This is a genomic window from Candidatus Zixiibacteriota bacterium (assembly GCA_034439475.1).
Classification (GTDB): Bacteria; Zixibacteria; MSB-5A5; order GN15; family FEB-12; genus JAWXAN01.
The window spans coordinates 67,968-89,343 of sequence record JAWXAN010000031.1 but is presented as its reverse complement, the minus strand read 5'-3'; the positions used below and the strand labels follow the sequence as shown (position 1 = coordinate 89,343).

The 21,376-nt window shown below is 48.3% G+C and carries 17 protein-coding genes; 10 read left to right on the top strand and 7 right to left on the bottom strand.

The window, feature by feature from the left end; genetic code table 11:
- The first annotated feature begins 3 nt into the window (after window positions 1-3).
- From SGI97_04135 to SGI97_04125, 3 genes are all read left to right on the top strand, one after another.
- Window positions 4-1,524, top strand: coding sequence for a hypothetical protein (locus SGI97_04135; protein ID MDZ4723080.1), 1,521 nt, complete (start codon window positions 4-6; stop codon window positions 1,522-1,524).
- 537 nt (window positions 1,525-2,061) lie between these two features.
- Entirely contained in the window at window positions 2,062-4,002 is a 1,941-nt protein-coding gene (locus SGI97_04130; protein ID MDZ4723079.1) for an ATP-binding protein, read from the top strand.
- A 42-nt stretch (window positions 4,003-4,044) separates the two neighbouring features.
- Window positions 4,045-6,087: an ATP-binding protein gene (locus tag SGI97_04125; GenBank protein ID MDZ4723078.1), complete on the top strand. Its 2,043-nt coding sequence runs from the start codon at window positions 4,045-4,047 to the stop codon at window positions 6,085-6,087.
- 53 nt (window positions 6,088-6,140) lie between these two features.
- On the opposite strand, the gene SGI97_04120 is transcribed toward SGI97_04125, so the two are convergent.
- The 7 genes from SGI97_04120 to prfB all read right to left on the bottom strand — a co-directional run bounded on the left by SGI97_04120 (window position 6,141) and on the right by prfB (window position 14,504).
- Window positions 6,141-7,502 (bottom strand): citrate (Si)-synthase, encoded by a 1,362-nt coding sequence (locus SGI97_04120; protein ID MDZ4723077.1) that lies wholly within the window; start codon window positions 7,500-7,502, stop codon window positions 6,141-6,143.
- Window positions 7,503-7,568: 66 nt separating this feature from the next.
- The gene (locus tag SGI97_04115) at window positions 7,569-8,948 is read right to left on the bottom strand and encodes an FAD-linked oxidase C-terminal domain-containing protein (GenBank protein ID MDZ4723076.1); all 1,380 of its coding nucleotides are present in this window, start codon (window positions 8,946-8,948) and stop codon (window positions 7,569-7,571) included.
- 38 nt (window positions 8,949-8,986) lie between these two features.
- Window positions 8,987-9,391 carry a zinc ribbon domain-containing protein gene (locus tag SGI97_04110; GenBank protein ID MDZ4723075.1) on the bottom strand — a complete coding sequence of 135 codons (405 nt, stop codon included), beginning with the start codon at window positions 9,389-9,391 and terminating at the stop codon, window positions 8,987-8,989.
- 111 nt (window positions 9,392-9,502) lie between these two features.
- Window positions 9,503-11,170 (bottom strand): phosphoenolpyruvate carboxykinase (ATP), encoded by a 1,668-nt coding sequence (gene pckA, locus SGI97_04105; GenBank protein ID MDZ4723074.1) that lies wholly within the window; start codon window positions 11,168-11,170, stop codon window positions 9,503-9,505.
- A 3-nt stretch (window positions 11,171-11,173) separates the two neighbouring features.
- Window positions 11,174-12,385, bottom strand: coding sequence for a pyridoxal phosphate-dependent aminotransferase (locus SGI97_04100; protein ID MDZ4723073.1), 1,212 nt, complete (start codon window positions 12,383-12,385; stop codon window positions 11,174-11,176).
- 5 nt (window positions 12,386-12,390) lie between these two features.
- On the bottom strand, window positions 12,391-13,374 hold the full coding sequence (pta, locus tag SGI97_04095) for a phosphate acetyltransferase (protein MDZ4723072.1): 984 nt from the start codon (window positions 13,372-13,374) through the stop codon (window positions 12,391-12,393).
- Window positions 13,375-13,396: 22 nt separating this feature from the next.
- Window positions 13,397-14,504, bottom strand: a protein-coding gene (gene prfB, locus SGI97_04090; protein ID MDZ4723071.1) for a peptide chain release factor 2 whose coding sequence is annotated in 2 segments (ribosomal slippage) — window positions 13,397-14,446 and window positions 14,448-14,504 — 1,107 coding nt in all. Because the reading frame shifts where the segments join, the coding sequence is not laid out codon by codon here.
- Between the two features lie 200 nt (window positions 14,505-14,704).
- Between prfB and SGI97_04085 the strand changes: the two genes are divergently transcribed.
- From SGI97_04085 to SGI97_04055, 7 genes are all read left to right on the top strand, one after another.
- A complete protein-coding gene (locus SGI97_04085) occupies window positions 14,705-15,352 on the top strand; it encodes an MBL fold metallo-hydrolase (protein MDZ4723070.1) in 648 nt (215 codons plus the stop codon).
- A complete protein-coding gene (locus SGI97_04080) occupies window positions 15,345-16,196 on the top strand; it encodes a histidinol-phosphatase (protein ID MDZ4723069.1) in 852 nt (283 codons plus the stop codon). Before SGI97_04085 ends, SGI97_04080 begins: the two co-directional genes overlap by 8 nt.
- Before the next feature lie 11 nt (window positions 16,197-16,207).
- Window positions 16,208-16,825 (top strand): DNA-3-methyladenine glycosylase, encoded by a 618-nt coding sequence (locus tag SGI97_04075; protein ID MDZ4723068.1) that lies wholly within the window; start codon window positions 16,208-16,210, stop codon window positions 16,823-16,825.
- 102 nt (window positions 16,826-16,927) lie between these two features.
- The gene (locus tag SGI97_04070) at window positions 16,928-17,560 is read left to right on the top strand and encodes a site-2 protease family protein (GenBank protein MDZ4723067.1); all 633 of its coding nucleotides are present in this window, start codon (window positions 16,928-16,930) and stop codon (window positions 17,558-17,560) included.
- Window positions 17,561-17,570: 10 nt separating this feature from the next.
- The gene (locus tag SGI97_04065; protein MDZ4723066.1) at window positions 17,571-18,275 is read left to right on the top strand and encodes a hypothetical protein; all 705 of its coding nucleotides are present in this window, start codon (window positions 17,571-17,573) and stop codon (window positions 18,273-18,275) included.
- A gap of 83 nt (window positions 18,276-18,358) precedes the next feature.
- The gene (locus SGI97_04060) at window positions 18,359-20,248 is read left to right on the top strand and encodes an ABC transporter ATP-binding protein (protein MDZ4723065.1); all 1,890 of its coding nucleotides are present in this window, start codon (window positions 18,359-18,361) and stop codon (window positions 20,246-20,248) included.
- A complete protein-coding gene (locus tag SGI97_04055) occupies window positions 20,245-21,372 on the top strand; it encodes a glycosyltransferase family 9 protein (protein MDZ4723064.1) in 1,128 nt (375 codons plus the stop codon). The genes SGI97_04060 and SGI97_04055 overlap by 4 nt, the downstream gene beginning before the upstream one ends.
- Window positions 21,373-21,376: the final 4 nt, after the last annotated feature.

Here is a 21,376-nt window from a genome sequence, read left to right as displayed (position 1 = left end):
TTGATGTCGATTCGAGATATTCGTTTTGCGTCTTTGTTGACTACTTTGGCAGCCGTCGCTGTTTTCTCAGGTTGCTCGCAGCCCGATGATGTCCTGACCCCTGTCTCAACAACTAATCTTTCCTTAAAAATCGAACGGCTTCCGAGTCCGCCGCCGGGAATGGTTTATGAACTTTGGGTGTCCCGCAAGCCGGTCAGGGATACAAATCTCGCTACCAGCGATTTGCGTTCGATTACCCGCTTTTCTTACCTGAAAGATAGTATTGAAAGTATTCTTCTCGACAGCAATTACCGACCGGTCACCAACTCACAATTTACGTTACCGGCCGACCTTTTTGACTTTAAATCTGTATTTGTCTCAGTTGAAGATAGCGCGAATGATCCTGATCCGGCCCGTCCGGCTTCAATCATGCTCACCGATAATATTAACGGACAAGATGACCAAACCCTTCGACTAAATTTCCCCCTGAGCGAGAGGTTATGGTCTACGATCGTGCGATTCAATATGGAAGGTATTACAGATAATAATAGAAACTTGGGTGACGGATCCGGCATCTGGTTTTCAAGCTATCGCGGTATTCTCGATACCCTGCTTGACACCTTCGATATTGAAAATATCAATAATTCGCGTATAGATGAAATTGTGCCGATCATTGGACCTCCGCCTTTGCGTGACACGCTCAACCTGACCGAATTGAAGGCTGAGTATGTGTTCAATATCATTAACGATCGTCCTGATACAATGCTCATTGACTACGGCCCCGATAATCTGCTGATAGGGGTTGACTCGTTTCAGCATATATTCATTCGATATGACTCCGTAATGCAGGCTGATACGACATATCCGTACACCAGACGAGATATTCGATTTGATACCCGAACGACATTGAAGACAATTCGAATTGATATTTTTTCGCAGGACAATTTTGGTCTCCCGGATTACAGCGCATGGGGCTGGCAGTGGAAAGGGTGGATAGTAGTTCCGCCGACAGTAGCTACTCCGCAGAACTCACTTGGTAATATGACTCGACCGGCTTGGAGGGACTTGACCGACAGCAAAAACTGGATACCGGGAAGTAATGGCGGACTCTTCACGACCGGTACTTTCACCGATATTACAATGGCGGACGATGGGAATCCTTATACCCTCCAACTTTTCAGAGGGTTTGACAGTACCGGAGACTCGACTTTTAAAGTTCCGAATAAACCCGGAGAGGATTTCCTCAATTCAGCAGCCCTTATGGCCGATTTCGGTATCCCATCCCTCAACTTCATGCCCAATGCCACTGGCAACGTCGGGACAGTCTTTATAAGCCTTGAGCCCTATAACAGGCTCACTGATACAACGAACTTTCCTTTAATAGCCTTTTTGCGTGAACTTCCTTCAAATCGGAATGAAATTTCTCCCCCCCTCGGGAGGGTTGATCTTGTCCAGGTCACAATGTTTAATAAAACATCGACTGTTTTCGGTACAAACACCGGAACAGGTTTTCCTGAGATATCAATTACCTTTAGTCGATTCTAAAGGAAGCCTCAGCTTTTTTCGAGTTTACTACATGTTTTGTATCAGGTAAGATGATACGATTTTAGCCGCAAAATTAACTCCACTTGGCGGGCTAAAGACAAACGTTTTCTCATCTCCGTAGGACCTATGCTTCTTGCTTATTCAATGAAGGAGAAGGATGTTATTTACTTATGAACTATATGCAGATATTTGCTTACTTCACCCTGTTTCGCCCATTGAGAAATCGACTGCATCATTTGGCCTCAATGATTTGTGCTTGCATTATGGCGAGTTAGGGTTTATATTTGAACGTGTACTTTAAGGGCTATTTCCTCAAGGAGGTAGGCATAGCTATTGCTCAAAAGAATAGTGGAAATTATACAAGACTCCCGATTATTGTCGATTTGAATAAAATGGGAGTGGTGAGCGCTGGAATTCCAGCCACCTGACGTTAGAGTCGGGCATCCCCCCTCCACCACTCCCTTTTTTATTTCCTGCCTGCAGTCCGTCTACTTATTCACGAATCTGCCGATATCTCAATATTAGAAAGGCAGATCAATGATATCTCTTAAAAATCTACGGCCAGGGCTTATTACGCGCCTCAGTAATCTGATACTCCTTCAGTTTTTTTTTATTTTTGCGGTCCTGACACTGCTTTTCTTTTATCCCAAAATTGACGGCACGGAGCCAACAGCTCTCGGTGATTCAAAATATGCGGCCGATCAACTCTTTGGGCGAGTCGATTCGTCAAACCTTGCCTTGCAGAATTCTGCTGAGGCTGTTGACCGCGTCCTCGGCGAACTCATTAACGCCGAACCGACAGTTGATAAACTCGAGATTGTAGCGCTGCACCCGACTGGGAAGTTGTCGCTCATCCATAGACATGAAAAAGAGAACGACAATTCGAGTGACAATGAAATCTCACTCGCGAGTCTTGTCGGCGGCAATCATAACAAAATGCCCGATACGAGTGCACCTGGGTTCATATTGTCCGTTAAAGCTGATCCCGCGCGATCTGTCCACTGCTACCGTCTTCGGTCTTCCTCTACCGAGCCGCTTTTTCTGCTCCTGTTGACCGATGACAACCTTGTGGTGTCGTCGCGGACAAAGCTGAAATACGCCCTCATGCTCCTTTTTCTTGTCTCCACGCTTTTATCTTTGCTAACTATATATCTTGTGAACAGGCGCTTCAAAAAGCCACTCGAAACGCTTATGCATGGTCTCGAAAAAACCGCTGAGGGCGAAGTTTTTCACCTGATGGAATCAGACCATGACAACGAACTCAAGAAACTTGCGGTAGTCTTTAACAAGATGAGCGCTTCGCTGTGGGAAGGACACAAACGCCAAAAGGCATATACCGTGTACTGTAATACTTTAAACTACACCCTCCTCGAGTCACAGCTTTTCCTCGCGACTCTTATTGATAGTTCTCCGCTCAGTATTATCGTTACTACCCCTGATGGTATTGTCATGCTTGCAAACCGGGCATCCTCCGAGGCTTTTGGATACAAACAAGAGGAGCTTATTGACAAAGCAATGATTGAGCTATTTGACCAGAGCATAGACAAGGAGGTCACCTCCGAGCATGAAAGCCAAGGCTATCGTGAATTTGAAGTCGTGGCCAAGCGTTCAAATGGAGATTCGTTTCCGGCCTTTGTCATTATGACGCCGCTTACGATAAGCGCCGAGAACATAACAGCGTATCTGTATATCTTGCGGGATATTTCGGAGAGCAAAGGTTTCCAGGACATGATGATACGTCTCGACCGCTACTATACCCGGGGGGAAATGGCCGGAGACATCGCGCATGAAATCAATAATTTCCTGGCGATACTGTCAGGCAATATTGAGTTGATGCCTCTTCTGCTAAAAAAAGGGGACCCGGAGAAAATCACCGCAAAACTTGAGGTTATGAAAACTACAACAGACAAAATAGCACGTTTTGCCAATGGTTTAATGGATAGACCGCATGAAGGAACCCATCCTGAGTTGACAAGCCTGAATCAAATTGTGGAGAATATCATCGCTTTTCTAAAACCGCAAAAGCGATTTAATCATGTCCATATAGGAACAAAGCTTTCTTCGGATCTGCCGCTCAATGAGGTTGACCAAGGTCAAATCCAACAGCTTCTTGTCAATCTGCTCTACAATGCCTGTGACGCACTGGACGAGGAGACGGGGAAGAGGGAAATCCGCGTCGTGACTTCGCACTTCTCACAAGATAACCGGGACTGGGTGCGGGTCGAAGTCTGCGATAACGGGCCGGGCGTCCCTGAAGACCGAATCGAGATGCTCTTCTCCAATCGGTTTACTACCAAGCGAAAAGGGCACGGCATCGGCTTGACAACCTGCTGGCGGATAGTCGATGCTCACGGGGGGAAAATCGCCTATCGCTTCTCAGGCGGCGCCGTTTTCTATTTTGATTTACCAGTCAGTCGGACGAATCAGCTTCAGCATGTCCCGTGTCCATTACCAGAACGGAAACGAATTCCCGTTTGACTTCTTCTTGCGTCTTCGGGCTAAGAACTTTATACTTCAGCAATGGCCGATTCACCTTCATGGCAGAAAAAGACGGTCGATCGATACTCCTCCTTTGCTATCGCGTTTTTTCTCGCCCTTGCAGTATTTGCGTTCACTTGGATATCCATACGGCAGTCCCGCTCTGACAGCTATCAGTTATTAGTTATTCAAGGTAAAACCTTTACCGAGTCGCTCGCCCAAGCCTGCCGGAACGCCATATCAGCCCAGACATACTACGACCGTCTCGTCAAGGGGCAGTACAGTTCTCTTGTCTCTCTTCTTCAGGAACAGTACAGCGACGGCGCTGACGGCGACCAACTGCGGATGTTTGCCAGAGTTCATGACCTGCGCGGAATACTTATTTTCGATTCAGCTGCTGATGTGGATGAATACGTCTACGTGCGTCCCGGCATGCCTGTCGTCTCGGCTTTCGTAGGCGAAGCTGCCGCAAAAATTCTCGGCAGTCCTGATTCCAATCGTGTCCTTCTGCTTGCTGAAGGGGAAACATCTTCTGATGCGGTGCATTATTACCTTGAACTGAATGGACAAATGAATCAGGTGGTCGTTTTGATTGGGGATGCTTCCACCTACAGCGATGCCATTCGTACGACCGGGATAGGATATCTCGTCCAGAATATGGCTCGTGAACAAGGCATCGTTTCGATTTTGTATCATACGACAGAGGGAATTATTTTTGCCTCGCGAAGGCCAGGCGATATTCTCTCGATCAATTCCGATCTGTTTCTATCTGAAGCGCTTGACAGTGATACAATCTCAAGTCGGCTTGTGGAAATCGAAGGAGAGAAAACTCTCGAATTGGTCAGACCGTTTTCGACCGGAAGGTATCCATTCGGGCTCCTTCGAGTCAAGCTGTCCCTCGAGGGCTATTACTCAGTCGTGAGGGGATTTGACCAGCAGATGATCACTTTGTCGCTTATTCTCTTTGTGCTGACATTGACCGCCATGCTCTATCTGGACAGCCGGAGAAAGCAACAGGAAATAAGCCGCCAGTATTCGGTAATGAAGGTGACAACCGAGCGAATCTTTGAACAGATGGAGACCGGAATAGCTGTAGTAGATTCATCGGACAACATCGTCATGGTAAATGACTCCTTTAGGAATCTTTTGGGCCTCAGAGCGCAGAACTTGACCAAATGGAATGAAGTCAATGCAATTTCAGCGATAGACGTCAATGCCTTTAGGGATGCCCAAAGTAACAGTGAAGAGACCGAATTGACACGAGTTGTGGACGGCGCCGAGAAACACCTTATTGCAGTAAAATCAAAGATTCTGCTCGATTCATCAGCTTCGGCAATTGTCATTACGATCCATGATATCACTCGTCTGCGGGAATTCGAACGAACAGCCGCGAGAAAAGAAAGGCTGTCAGAGATGGGAAATCTGGCGGCCGGGGTTGCTCATGAAATTCGCAACCCGCTCAATACAATTTCCATCGCAGCTCAGCGCTTGGCATTGGAGTTTTCGCCAAAAGAGGGGGAAGGGGAATACCGCTCTTTCACTCAGACAATCCGGGATGAAACCAAGCGGCTCAATGAGATCATTACGCGCTTTCTGACGCTTGCTAAGGAAGAAAAGCGGAACACTCAGGACGTTGACATTGACCAATTGATAGAGGCTCTTGCCAGACTATGGCGTCCTGAGCTTGACCGTTTGGGAATTACGTTGGATTCACAATTAAATGCGGATGCTCTTGTTGCCGGCGATCCCGATCGGATAAAGGGGGTTTTCGCAAATCTTTTTTCAAACGCTAAAGAAGCCTTGTCCGGCAACAAGAATGGCGAAATTCAAATCATAACAAAAATATCAAATTCGATGGTGCTGATAGAATTTTCCGACAATGGCCAGGGCATTCCGCCGACCTTGAAAGAAAAAGTCTTCACTCCTTATTTCACAACCAAGGAGACTGGCACAGGACTTGGCTTACCGGCAGTGCACAGCATCGTAACTGAACTCGGGGGAGAGATCAGACTTGGGAAAAGCAAAATCGGCGGGGCGACGTTTGTAATTTCTCTGTCGCAGATAAAGAAGAAGAGCAGCCCGTAAGACCTTTCTGAATCAAGAATCGTGGATTGTAACTGAGCCAATTAAAAAGAGGATTAGTTTTTCTCTTTCATGGCTTCCTGTCTTAACCATGCCGTAGAGACAGATTTTGGGCGGGTTATTGGCGTTCCGAGAGCGCGGTTGAGGACCAACTGGGCAAGCATTCCCATCACGCGAGAGACAGAAAATACAACTGTGTAGTACTCAAACTCTTTCAGGCCGTAATGGTAGAGCACCGCGCCCGATCCGGCATCGACATTCGGCCACGGGTCTTTGGCTTTTCCCTGTTCAAGTAGAACGTTCGGAACGACATTGAAAACTCTATCTACGGTCTGAAAGACAGGATCGTGCTTCAGATGCTTTCGCCCAAAATCAGTGATCGCCGTGAATCGGGGATCGGTAATTCTCAACACAGCATGTCCATAGCCCGGAATGACCTGACCTGATTTGAGGGTTTTCCAGGAATATTCCCGGATCTGCTCTTCGGTCGGGGCGCAGCCGAAATTTTCAATTGTATCGAGTATCCATCCAAGACATTCCTGGTTAGCCAAACCGTGCAGGGGCCCAGCAAGACCATTGAGACCAGCTGAAACGGAATAAAAAGGATCCGACAGGGCCGAGCCGACTGTATGACAGGAGTAGGCCGAGACATTTCCGCCTTCATGATCAGAATGCAGTACGAGATAGAGCTGCATCATCTTGGAGGTCTCACCCTTTTTCGGCGCCAAACCAAGCATGCGTACATACTCTGATGACCAATCAGTCTTGGTCGAAGGCAGAATAACCGGCCCCTTTTTGTAGCGCATGCGGTAAATGCCAGCGGCGATTGTGTGCACTGTGCCCATTATCTTTATGGCGTCTTCAAGAGCAGGTTCCCAATAGGTCGATTTTGGAATTCCTTCGTCATATTTCTTTCGAAAAGCAGATTCATTTGACATGGCCAGAATGGCACTGCTGAGCATGGTCATAGGATGCGAATTCTTGGGCATGCATTGGAGAAGTTTCCAGATATAGGCTGGTACTTCGCCTTGGGCGCGCAGTTCCTTTTGGAAGAGTTTAAGTTCATCGCCTGATGGGAGTTCACCGGTCAGGAGGAGCCAGAAAATCTCCTCTGGAAGCCGGTCAATAAGCTCCATGATAGGTATTCCGCGAATTATTAGCCCTTGATCGGCTTCGACAACCGATGTGTCACAGACAAGGGCGCGAACACCTCTCGTGCCGCCTATTGCTTGGGAAATTGTGACTGACGATATGGTCTTCTCGCCGTGCGATCGTAAAAGTTCTTCTCGTTCCTGGCGAAGCTTTGGAATCATTCCGGCAAGCTTCTCCTTCAGCGTGATGGCCATCCCTGTCTCCTTGTATATTTCAGCGCGAGGGGTCGTATCCGTTGCGGTTTTTGTTGATGTGAAAGTATTCACGTTCATCTCCTGCAAGGTATGCTTGAGGCAAAAGCTTGTCAAGCAACTCGGTTTAGTTGGGCTTTTTCACTTAGTATCGTCAAAAAGCTTGTCGGGGTTAAGCAGGTTCTCGGGGTCAAAAACCTCTTTTATCGCTCGCATAGCCTTAATTGTGGGTTTGTCAAACTCCCAAGGAAGAAATTCCCGTTTAGCCAGGCCGATTCCATGCTCTCCGGTGAGTGTGCCGCCCAATTCAAGGGTTTTCCTCATCAGCAAAACGACTTGCTGGTCCATAATTTTTCGGCCAGCAGGGGAGTCGTCATCAGACAAAAAGACAGCGTGCAAATTCCCGTCACCCGCATGGCCAAACGAAACGACGCGCAGAGGTCCGTTTTGGTTCATCTGAGCCACAAAATCAACAAGTTCAGGAAACTTCGTGTTCGGAACAGCCACATCTTCAGAAATAAAGCATTTGACCGATGCCTTGATCGCTCGAGAGAGATTTCGCCTCACTCGCCAAAGCTCTTCGGCTTTTACCGGGGTTTCCTCAATTGTAATGTAGTTGCAGGAGTTCGCCTCACAGATGGCTCGTATGAGTTTTGTTTCAACATTGTTGTCGCCTGCGCCTGTTTCTATGAGCAGGATTGCGCCAGTATTATTGTCGAGACCATCGGTCTTTTCAAAGGCGTTGGAGCATGCGGCAGCATTGCCATCGAGGAATTCAAGCACCGTCGGGATTATACCCTGCGCTGTGATATCTGAGACCGTCTGGGCGGCGTCTTTGGGTTTTTCGAATGTGACAAGGATAGTCGTTCCGCGATTTGGAGTTGGGATGAGGCTCAAGGCAAGTTCGGTGATAATAGCAAGTGTCCCTTCGGATGCAATGAGTAGATCGGCAAGTGACATTCCCGCACAGTCGTTGTAATAGCCGGTTTTCAACAGAGAGCCCTTCATAGTTACCGCTTCAATTCCGAGCACATAATCCTTTGTGACACCAAAGCGTTTGCATCGCAGTCCGCCCGCACCCTCGGCGACATTGCCGCCAAGCGTAGACTCGCCGTACGAGGCTGGATCGGGGGGATAGGTCAATCCAAACTCGGCGGCGGCAATTTGCAGCGCCTTTGTGATAACTCCCGGTCCGCAGAGCGCGAGTTGTTTGTCGGGATGCAAGTCAATTGAATCGAGCTTCTCAGTCGAAATAACTATCCCTTTCGAGCTTGGGACACAACCTCCAGATAAGCCAGTTCCCGCTCCGCGCGGGGTAATCGGGATATTGTGTTCAACACAAAATTTCACCGCCGTTATTATGTCGCATTTATTCTCAGCCAGCAGGATAGCTTGGGGTTTTTGGCTCAAACCGGTCGCGTCGCGATGGTACTTGGGGTATTTCTCTATGTCGAGAAAGAGTGAATCTGGAGCTTTGAGGGCTTTGCGGAGCAGTTCAAAAAGCTGAGGAGATCGAGTCATGGAGGAAAGATACGGCTCTTACCCTTTTTGGCAAAAGTCTAATCTTTCTTTTTATCCGACTTTTCCGCCGATTTGGCTGGCGCTGGTGAACTCGATGGGACGGGAGGCGCCGGTGTGGTGGCAGTTTTTGAGGCGGCGTTGCTGTCAGATTTAGCCGGGCTGCTGTCGCTCTTATTATCGGTGGATGAGGAAGAGCCGCCGTCCGATGTCGTTTTCTCGCTTGCGCCGCCGCTGTCTTTCGAGGCCGCACTTTTGTAGGAGTCGCTGCGGTAATCGGTGATATAGAAGCCTGAGCCCTTAAAGATTAGCCCGGCTCCGCCGGAAATGTGACGCTGAGCTTTCCCGCCGCATTTGGGACAGATCTCAATGGCTGGCGCCGACATAGTTTGAATTTCCTCAAACTTATGTTCGCAGTCGAGACATCGATATTCGTATGTAGGCATGGTTATCTGTGCTGTTTGGGGTTTTGTGAGGATGTCTTAATTGTAATCTAATTCTTGTCAAATCAGGGATTGAATGCATAATCCCTGATTTAATTTCAATGTCAGTTCAGATCAGCTTTTGCCGATTGTAGTAAACTCTCTCACTACCGGCCCGGCGTTTATGACTTCCGGAGGCGTGCCTTCTTCGTACTTCTTGAAATTCTCGATGAACTGCGAGGCGAGCCACAAATATTTTTCGCGGAATGCATTCTGATCAGCCCATGTCTCAGCCGGATTGAGCACATTGTCAGGAACGCCTTCACATCGGGTGGGGACTTGGAATCCGAAAACCGGATCGGTGTAATAGTTAATACCATCAAGTTTACCAGTAAGAGCCGCATTCAGCAGAGTGCGGGTATGCTGAATTGACATTCTTTTACCAACTCCAAACGGACCGCCAGTCCAGCCGGTGTTGACCAGCCAGCAGCTGACTTTATGTTTGAGTATTCGGGTTTTAAGCATATTGGCGTAATACGACGGGTGGTGCACCATAAATGGTGCGCCAAAGCAGGCGCTGAATGTCAACGATGGCTGCTTGCTCATGCCGATTTCGGTTCCACCGACTTTGGATGTATATCCCGATATAAAGTGGTACATAGCCTGTTCTGGCGATAATTTGGCGATAGGTGGCATGACACCCGAAGCATCGCAGGTAAGCATGATAATATTTTTTGGATGGCCGGCCATTTTCTCAGGGACGGCGTTAGAAATAAAATTCAACGGATATGCAGCCCTGGTGTTTTCAGTGCGGGCATCGCTGTCCAAGTCGAGCTTGCGTGTGATCGGATCAAACACAACATTTTCAAGAACAGTTCCGAAACGGCTTGTAGTTGAATAGATTTGCGGTTCAGCGCTTGGAGAAAGGCGGATGACTTTTGCGTAACAGCCGCCTTCGAAATTGAACACGCCCCTATCGCTCCAGCCATGCTCGTCGTCGCCAATAAGTGAACGACTTGCATCGGCGGAAAGCGTGGTCTTGCCCGTGCCGCTCAGTCCAAAAAAGACCGCGACATCCTTGTCTTTGCCGACATTCGCCGAGCAGTGCATGGTAAGGACATCTTGAAGAGGAAGAAGATAATTAAGAAGTGTGAAAACTGATTTCTTAATCTCACCGCCGTATCCCGTACCGCCGATAAGACACAGCTTCTGGTCGAAATTGAGAAGAATAAAAGTCGGCGTGCGGGTGCCATCGGTTTCCGGAGTCGCCTGAAACGATGGAAGGCTTATGACAGTAAACTGAGGGATAAACTTCTTGCGCTCTTCAATGGTCGTTGGTGAAATCAGCATATTCTGGGCGAAAAGGGAATGCCATGCATATTCTGTGATGACTCGCACGGGAAGCCGGTACGCCGTATCGGCCCCGCCATAGCAGTCTTGGACAAATACATCCCGTTCCCGAAGAAAGTCGTTCATCCGCTTAAAAATGGCGGTGAATTTTTCGTCAGGGAAAGAACGGTTGTATGATCCCCACCAAATATGCTTATCGCTTGAAGATTCCTTGACAATAAACTTGTCCTGCGCGGCGCGGGCAGTATGCTGACCGGTGTCTACCGTAATAGCGCCGCCTTCTGTGATTTGTCCCTCATTACGAAATACGATTTCCTCGTAGAGGCTTGCGGCTGGCAGATTCCAATAGATAGTTTTGAGGTTGGTCATTCCAAGTTTGTCGAGACCATATTCGCTTTTGAGCGATTCCGCCTGAGCCAACGCCGGTGTTTCCAAATTGAGGCGTTTCGTCATCTGTTACTTTCTCCTTACCGTTCGATTGCCTATCTGTATCGTATCGGGTGACTGGGTATCAAGCGCCCATTTAATTCGCGCGACACCCTCAATAATATCTTGTTCCGAGCCGCAATAGCTGAGGCGTAAATGTCCTTCAATCCCAAATTCCTTTCCCGGAATCGTAACCACCAGAGCTTTCTCGAGCAGGTACTCGGAGAGTTTCACGGAGTCCTTCTCGTAGGCGCTGAAATCTGGAAGACAATAAAATGTCCCTTTTGGAACCCTGACCTTTACATTGGCCAACTGCTTTAATTCGCGGAGCATAATATCGCGATTATTCTGTAATGTCAACCTGAGGGATTCCACCGGAGCCTGATCACCGGTCAGCGCGCCGACGGCGGCTGTCTGAGTTAGAATCGATGCGCACGAGACCGTCTGTGCCGCGATAGTGCTCATTCCGGCAATTACCCGGTGATTGGCCACCGCCCAGCCGATACGAAATCCGGTCATGCCGTAAAGTTTTGACACTCCGTTTATCACAACAAGCTTCGATGTCTCAGGATTACCGTTCGAGAACGAATAGCATGAGACCGGGGTCTGGTTGTCGAAAGCCAGCTTGTGGTAAATATCATCCATGATAAGGTAGAGGTCATTTTTGGCGCAAAAATCAACAAGCTCTTTTATCAATGCGTCAGGAAAGATAGCGCCCGAAGGATTATTCGGACTATTGATTATGATGGCCCGTGTTTTCGAAGTCACAGCCGCGGAAATATCAGTCATATTCGGGAAAAACTGGTCGTTGGTGCATGGGACAATCACAGGCTGCCCATACGCCATCTTGACAAGTTCAGGATAACTTACCCAATAAGGCGCCGGGATGATAACCTCTTCATCGGGATTGATAATAGTCATTATCAATGTATAGAGAGCGTGCTTGGCTCCGTTACAGACGATGACATTCTGCTTGTCAACCGTCTTCGCGTAATTCTTTTCGGTGTAGCCGATGATAGCTTGAATCAGAGTCGGCGCCCCTTCTGTGGGCGAGTATCTGATTTCACCGGTCTCCAAAAGCTTACGGCAGTGATCAATGGCCGACTGCGGAGTTTTATTAAGAGGTTCTCCCGAACCGAGGTGAATCACGGCTTCGCCCTGAGCTTTGAGGTCGCGCGCTTTTTGACTCAGTTTCAGGGTTGGAGGATCGCAGATTTCTTCGGCCAGATGACTTAATGGCATTCTACTTAACCTTTCATAAGCAATGCAATCGCAACGGTGTCAACAATGTCATCGACCGTGCATCCGCGCGAAAGGTCGTTTGCGGGTTTGGCTAGTCCCTGAAGAATCGGACCGATAGCCGTCGCTCCGCCAAATCTCTCGGTAAGTTTGTAGCCGATATTGCCGGAATCGAGGTCAGGAAAGATAAGCACATTAGCCTTACCTGCAACCGAAGACTCAGGTGCCTTGCGGGCGGCAACTTCGGGCATGATTGCGGCATCGAGTTGCAATTCCCCGTCGACTTCAAGGTCTGGGTGGTCAGATTTGAGTATCTTTAGAGCCATTAGAACTTTGTCCACATCGGGATGCGACGCCGAACCTTTGGTGGAAAACGAGAGCAATGCTACCCGCGGTTTCTCGCCAATGAGACGTTCAAAAGTCTCAGATGTCGAGAGGGCGATTGTCGCAAGCTGCTCTGCGCTTGGATTGGGAACAACGGCGCAGTCGCCGAATAAAAATGCTTTATTGCGCACGTCATGAAATTTCGGCATCACCATAAGAAACGAACTCGAAACCGTATTGATTCCTGTTTTCATACCTATCACATGGAGTGCGGCGCGGAGAACATCGCCAGTCGTGTTGACCGAACCTGCAACCGAAGCATCGGCCAGGTCGTGTCGCACCAGCATCGCTCCAAAATAAAGCGGACTTGCGATCAGAGCCTGCGCATCTCGTTGGGACAAACCCTTGCTCTTGCGGATTTCAACGAGTTCAGCGACATATGAATTATACTCAACCGCCGAGATCGGGTTGACAATCTGTACTTTATTTGTGTTCAGGCCATGCTCTTTGGCGCGCGCGGAGACCTCATTTTCATCACCAAGAAGCGTTACCGATGCCATCCCTTCTGAGAGGAGTTTTTTGGCCGCCAGAATTATCCTTGGCTCTGTTCCCTCGGGAAGGACTACCCTTAGCTTTTTGGCTTTAGCACGTTCACGAATTTGCAGCATGGGGCTCATCATAGTATTCGAGTTACACGACCTGATCTTTGAGGTCAGGGTCGGATAGATAAGCCTGAATAAATGCATCTAGATCGCCGTCCATTACGAGTTGGACATTCGATGTTTCGCAGTCGGTGCGATGGTCTTTGACCATATTATAGGGATGGAAGACATACGAGCGAATCTGTGAACCCCATTCGATTTTCTTTTTAGTCTTGTCGAATTTCTCCATTTTTTTGGCTTCTTCCTCGCGATGAAGCTGGTACAGGCGCGACTTCAATACAATAAATGCCGACTCTTTATTTTTGAGCTGACTTCGCTCGGTTTGGCACGTCACGACTATGTTTGACGGAATGTGTGTGATACGAATAGCCGAGGATGTTTTATTGACATGCTGGCCGCCAGCGCCCGAGGCACGGTAGGTGTCGATGCGAATATCTTCGTCTCGAATGTCAACTTGGACATTGTCTTCGATAAGGGGATAGACATGGACTGAAACAAACGAAGTGTGTCGTCGTGAATTGGCATCAAAAGGTGAAATTCGCACAAGTCTATGCACACCCGATTCAGCTTTGAGGTAGCCGAAGGCGTATTCACCTTTGATCTCGAGTGTCGCGGATTTCAGGCCAGCTTCGTCGCCGGGCTGGTAGTCCAGCAACTCCACAGAAAACCCACGCCGCTCGGCCCAGCGGTTGTACATGCGGAAAAGCATATCGGCCCAGTCCTGCGATTCAGTTCCACCGGCTCCGGGGTGGATGTTGAGAATTGCGTCGCGGTGGTCATCGGGTCCCGAAAGCTGGGTGGAAAATTCCATCGAGTCGATATCTTTGACAAGCCGCTCGAATGAGTCCCCCACCTCGCCGGCTTCGACAGAATCCTTGTCAACCATCTCACTGAGTTCAATAAGGTCGTTCAGTTCCTTTTCAAGCCTAACATGGGAGTCAACCCACTTTTTGTGCGCCGATGCTTCTTTGAGAATTGCCTGAGCGGTTTGGGTGTCATTCCAAAAGCCAGATTGAGCTGATTTTTCTTCGAGTTCGGCTATTTTCTTTTTTCTTCCCTCAAGGTCAAAGATACCTCGCGAGCTTCTCAAGACGGGATTTTAGGTCAGGGACTTTGTATTTCAGTTCAGCAATCATACTAACGTTGTATCCTTTTTCACAAACAGTGAACCAAAGATAGTCATTTTTAATATATCGTCAAACAAAATTGAACTCTCTGCAATACCGCAATTTAGAATGACTTGTAAGCTGACACACAGCCGGATTCAATTAAAAGCCTTTGAACCTTTATGGCTAAGGTTTTGTTGACAATGGTATACGGAGGTATATCTTTAATTATGAGTAAGAAACTAAAAACCATTGTAGTTGGCCCCTTTGAGGTAAACTGTTACCTCTACTGGGATGATGTGAGCAACGAAGGGGTCATTATCGATCCGGGTTCAGACGAACAGAGAATTCTGGCAGGAATTAAGAAAACAGGATTTATACCGCGAGCGATTCTTCTCACCCACGGTCATGTCGACCATATTGAAGCCGCGGCAGCGGTAAAAGATGCCTATAATATCCCGGTCTACATCGGCAAAGGGGAAGAGGCGTTGCTGGGTGATGCGACGCTCAATATGTCAACCGCTCTCGGTAAGCCGATGACCGCGCCGCCAGCCGACTTTACGCTCGTTGACGAAGAATTAATTCTGTTCGGAGCGCTCATGTTCACCATCCTGAGTACGCCAGGACACAGTCCGGCATCGATCTGCTATCTCGATGAGAGCGAAGGTATTGTTTTTAGCGGGGACGCGCTCTTTCAGGGCTCAATCGGGCGGACTGATTTCCCCGGCTGTTCTTACGAGCGTCTTGTCGATTCAATCCATCGAAAACTTATGAGGCTGCCTGATGGTGTTATCTGCTATCCGGGCCATGGCTCGAAAACAACAATCGGCGCCGAGCGTCATTCAAATCCGTTTCTGATTCGAAGCAGTTATGCCTGAGCCCCAAAAGCTTAAGAAGCTGACGACCGAAGCCTTGTCTGACTATCACTGCCACTGCAATTATTCAATAGACGCCGAAGGGACAATCGATGAATATTGCGAAGCCGCAATTACCCGGGGACTAAAAGAACTCTGTTTCACAACCCACTATGACATAAACCCAGATACGACTGGGGACGGAAACCTGATTCGCGTTGATGGCGAAGAAATTCCTGCCACCCCCGAAAATCTTGCTCCCTATGTTGATGACGTCCGCAGAGCCGCCAAGTCTTATTCTGGACAAGGATTGACCGTTAAGCTTGGTGTAGAATTTGGATACTATCCCGGTTGCGAGGAAAGCGCGAGGAAGATAAAAGAGCGTTACGAGCTCGACTACCTTCTGTGTGGTATCCATGAACTCAATAATATCTGTTTCTGCTGTCGGCATGAATACGGGAATTGTTACAAACGGTTCTCACTTGAGCAAATGCTTGAGGCTTACTTCACGGATATGATATCAGCGGCAAAGTCGGGTGTGTTTGATACCATTGCTCACTTTGACTATTACAAAAAATATGGGTCGATATATTACGGCCCGGATGTATTCACAGCCCATAGACCATTTCTTCCTGATGTTTTTTCCGCATGCCTAAAAGGACATACGGCTATAGAAATCAATACCGCAGCTCTCAGGCGCGGTTTCGACACACATTATCCCTCTCTGGAAATCATCAGGGCCGCGAAAGAGGCGGGTGTAAACGTAGTCAGGCTCGGCTCAGATGCCCATAAGCCAGAGCATGTTGGCTGGGACTTTGACAACGCGAACCAGCTTCGCATCCAGTCTGTTAGTCAGGTTCGCGTCTGAAAACGACGACTTTGAGGGCATCCCGACGAAAACCAAGCAAGCTCACGCGAAAAGTTTATAATCGCCCCACACTCGAATGCGCACCCGAGTGTATCGGTAAATATTTTGTTTCTAAACTTCACGGAATGACGATGTCAGCGAGGATTGTCGAAGTAGAGGCCTATATAGGCGAATACGATCCAGCCTGCCATGCCGCTCCCGGTCCAACTCCGCGCAACAAGACACTCTACGGCGTACCGGGACTGACGTATGTTTACCTCATCTATGGCATCTACTACTGCTTGAACTTTGTAACGGAGGCAAAAGATTGCCCAGCCGCAGTTCTTATCCGTGCCGGAGAGCCAGTCGAGGGATTCGAGCCGATACAGAATGTCGGTTATTCGAAATCGCCTGTTGATCGAAGACTCAGCGGCCCGGGGAAACTCTGCCGCGAGTTTGGTCTGAGCACTGCGCACACCGGAATCGATTTGACCGGGGATGTGCTGTACGTTGAAGATCGGCATGAGCCAGCTCCGATTATTGTTGCGTCGCCGCGAATTGGAATCACCAAAGCCACAGATCGGCTCTGGCGGTTTCATGATGCCAACTCGCAAGCTGTTTCGGGGAAGAGCCTTAAGGCACAGTCATAAGGCGGCATTTTTACAAATTCACTATAAAATCTCCTGTAATTACGAGTACCCCCCTTTCTATATAACAGATATATTCGCCGAAGCTTTAAAGTAAGGAAACGAATGTTCAGCGAAAACTATTTACAGCAAGCGCTTCTTGCCGGCCCGATAATCCTGCTCGCCCTGACTGTCCATGAATATTTCCATGCCTGGGCGGCTCTCAAGTTTGGCGATACAACCGCCCGGGATATGGGGCGGCTCACCCTCAACCCGCTTGCTCACCTGGATCTCTTTGGAACGATTTGTTTTGTGGTTTCCGGTTTCCGATTCGGCTGGGCCAAACCGGTGCCGGTGGTGTTGCATAATCTAAAAAATCCGAGGGTTGCCGATCTCTGGGTTTCAGCCGCGGGACCGTTGTCAAACTTTGGTCAGGCAATAATTTTTGGGATGCTCTTCCGGCTTTTGTCGAACGGATTTCTCACTGTTCCTGCCGATTATTTTCACGCGGTCCAGTTGATGCTTTTCTACGGCGTTACAATTAATCTTGGACTCGCCTTTTTTAATCTCATTCCGCTTTTTCCGCTTGATGGCTCGCATATTCTTCGGAATTTGCTTCCACCTCGATACGATTCAACATTCGACACTATAGACCAAGTGGCCCCATTCATTCTGCTCGGCATGGTCTTTTTCGGTGGTGTCTGGTTGATAATCGGGCCATTCGTCAGCTTTTTTACCAGCCTGATTGCCGGTAATTGACGATCTAAATATGAAAATTATTATTCGTTTACTGTCAATCTTTTTTATAGGCATAGTGATACTATCGCTCAGTTCACTTGGAGGCTGTTCAAAAGGACGGAAGGGAGATTTGGGAACGACAGATGAAACCAAAAGTGATGTAAAGGTTTTGTGCGAAGCTTATTTGTTTGACGCCAAACTGAGAAGAGAGGGAAAGCAGACTTCGTTTCGGTTGGAATTATTTGTGACCGATTCTGTGGCCGGGTTAAATGGTCGGGCATATCTCGGCAAGAACGCTCTTAAAGGTCGTCTCACAGCCGATTCGTTGACTGTCTTTTTCCCGCACTCGGATGAGTATGTCGCGGAAGAAATCGGAACGCTTCTACATTCTATGGCCTGTCTTTCAGAAGGCGGAGGTTTGAATGTCCTGAATCTCTTGAATGACCTGCCTGACACAACATCGCTCGGTGAAAGCTTCAGTGTACGCCTGAATTCCGAAAAAGAGGAAGAGCGTGAATACTCCATAGCTTCTGACAGCGCGCAGGACTGTAATTGGCGGCTCGATGTTACTTATTCGAAACGTGAGGAAGAGTGGCGGCCTGTCAAACTGTTTTTCACTGATGGCAACAAGCACGAATTCACCGCGACACGACGTGAACATAGGCCGCAGGCCAACATTTCAGCAAATCGATTCGTGGTGAATATCCCTGGCGACGCAGGCCGAATCATCCCTTAGCGTCAAAACGCGGCCTCTGTGACAGCCATCTTCTTCTATGACATGTTGCAGAACCGCCATATATTGCATTAGGTTAATAAATCATGTATAAACGGATAGGCACGACCCTCAAAGAGTACTGGAAACAGCTTGTTTTCGCAAGCGTGATGGCGGCATTTCACGCCATCACGTCTGGTATTCTCGTCTGGCTGTTCGGGCCGCTGATGATGACCCTCTTCCAAGTCGAGAGCCCCATGATGTCCCTGGAAACTCCGAAAGAGATTATTGAAAATCCAGTTTCCGACGTATCAGGCCCGGCCTCTGTCACGGAAAACCTCACCGGCTGGATATCAGGCGTGAAACAAACAATGAAAGGGGCTGTGGATGAACTTATCATCCGGGATGACCGCAACGATACTCTGATTAATTTTTGCATGGCTATCGTACTTGTAGTAGTTTCGACAAACCTGTTTAGCTACCTTCAAGGCTTCTTCATGGTTTTTGTTCAGCAATCCCTCATGAAACATTTCAGGGACAGACTTTTTGAAAAATATCAGCGGCTTTCGCTCAGTTATTTTCATGAACAGCGGACGGGACAGTTGATGTCACGTGTGACTAATGATGTTGTTGTGCTCAATGATGCTATCGAGATTGCCTTCAATCGCCTGATAACTGATTCGATTCTGGCGCTCTTGTTTGTTTCGTTTCTTGTTCTCATCAGCTGGCAATTGACCCTGCTTTCTCTGATAGTCCTTCCGCTGGCGTTCTGGTTCATTTGGTTTATTGGTAAAAAAATGAGAAAGTATTCCGAGCGTTCGCAGGAACGGATGGCCGATGTCAGCTCGGTCCTTGAGGAAACGGTGAGCAATATCCGAATTGTGAAAGCATTCTCAATGGAGAAGTTTGAGATATCCAAATTCACAGACGCAACCAGCAGTTACTTCAAAGCGCTTGTTAGAATGTCCCGCATCCGAAACTTGGCATCGCCGGTGAGCGATATACTTGCGACATTTGCGGGAGCAACCATCCTTCTGTACGCCGGATCCCGAATAATATTAGGAACCGGCACCCTGACCGCCGGCGATTTCATGACCTTTATTCTCGCGCTCTTCTCGCTCATAAAGCCGGTCAAATCTCTTTCGCAGATTCATGTCAAGCTTCAGGAGGGAAGAGCCGCCGCCGAGCGAATCTATAGTGTAATTGACTCGGAAGAAATAATCACAAGTAAGCCTGATGCAAAAATTCTTTCACATTTTGTGGACACCATCCGATTTGAAGCCGTCTCCTTCCGCTACACAAACGCCGAGCCGGTACTGGAAGAAATATCTCTGGATATCCATGCTGGCGAGGTTGTGGCGGTGGTCGGCCCATCGGGAGCGGGGAAATCCACACTGGTTGATCTTTTGCCGCGTTTCTATGACCCCACCCGTGGCAGGATAACACTTGACGGGCATGATATCCGCGATCTCAATCTTGAGTCCCTAAGAGGTCTGATGGGAATTGTAACACAGGAGACGCTTTTGTTTAATGACACCATCCGTAAAAATATCGCATACGGCCGCAATGATATATCTGAAGAAAAACTCATTGAAGCTACCAGCGCCGCCAACGCTCATAGGTTTATTTCCGAATTCTCCGAAGGCTATGACACACGGGTCGGTAACCGCGGAATGCGGCTATCCGGAGGACAGCGACAGCGGATTGCAATTGCCCGGGCGTTATTAAAAAATCCGCAGATTCTTATTTTTGACGAAGCGACATCCTCGCTCGATACCGAATCAGAGATTCTGGTTCAGGAAGCAATCGATCGTTTGATGAAAAATAGAACCGCTCTCATTGTCGCGCACCGGCTTTCAACGATCAAAAACGCGGACAGAATCCTTGTGCTCGAACGAGGGAAAATTGTTGAATTCGGCTCACATGGCGAGTTGATGGGACGAGAAGGATTGTACCGCAAGCTTTACAGCCTCCAATTTCGCGAGACCGTGTCATGAAGAAACTGTTGTTGAAACTCAAACCGATAGAGCTTGGCTTCAAACAGGTGGCATTTGCATTTGTGGCGCCATTCCTGAGAAGAAATAGAAACAGTTTCAAAGTCATCGACGGCAATGAGATAACAAAAGTGCTGGTTCTCCGTCCCGAAAAACTCGGGGATACTATGGTTACCCTGCCGCTAATTGACGCCCTTAAACGCGCATTTCCGCATTGGAAATTATCGATACTCAGTTCGCCTCGTAGTCTTACACTTGTGCGGCATGATCCGCGCTTCGACAAAGTCTTTCTCTATCGAAAAAATCTTCTGAAAGATATCCGTCAAATTCGGGCCATGCGAAAAGAGAAATTCGAGTGCATTATCGATATGATCTGCGGTGATTCTGTCACCACTGTCTGCCTCTCGCACTTTATCGCAGGCGGCAGTCCTCGAATCGGACAGCAGAAAAATGAATTCGCAAAGTACTACGATTTTAGCAATTACTTCCCTATGAACGCCAGGATGGAACATATTATTGACATTGGTCTTGGAATGCTCGGCGCATTTGGCAGAAAAAAGAGCGAACAGGATGGCTACGCGAGGCTGTTTATTGGCGAAAAGTCGCTCGCTACTGCCAAAAGTTTTATCGACAGCATCCCAACCAGCCGCAGTAAAGGAAGAAAAATCGGCTATAATCTCTCAGCCGGAGCGGCAAGCCGGATATGGTCAGATGACAAGTCAAAAGAACTGATGCACCGGCTTCATGCTGACAATCCGGAAGCTCAGATTGTGCTTATAGCCGTTTCATCCGATAGAGATCGCGCAAATCAGTTGATGAGCGGATCTGGAAATTATATTTCGCTTGTGCCGGAAAACCTCAGTTTTGGGGATGCCAGCGCGATAGTGGCTTCGCTTGATTTGCTCATATCACCTGATACATCACTTATCCATGTTGCGCGTTCGTTCAAAATTCCAGTCGTAGGTTTCTACCCGAAAGATATCAAAAACGAAATGATGTGGCACCCGTATGGCATGAAAGAAGGCGCAGTCTTCTCCAATAACAGGGAAAATATTTTTGATCTTTCGGTCGATACGGTTTATGAAACGTACCAGCGTGTTTCAGGCCAATACTCAATTTCGCGGTGAACGG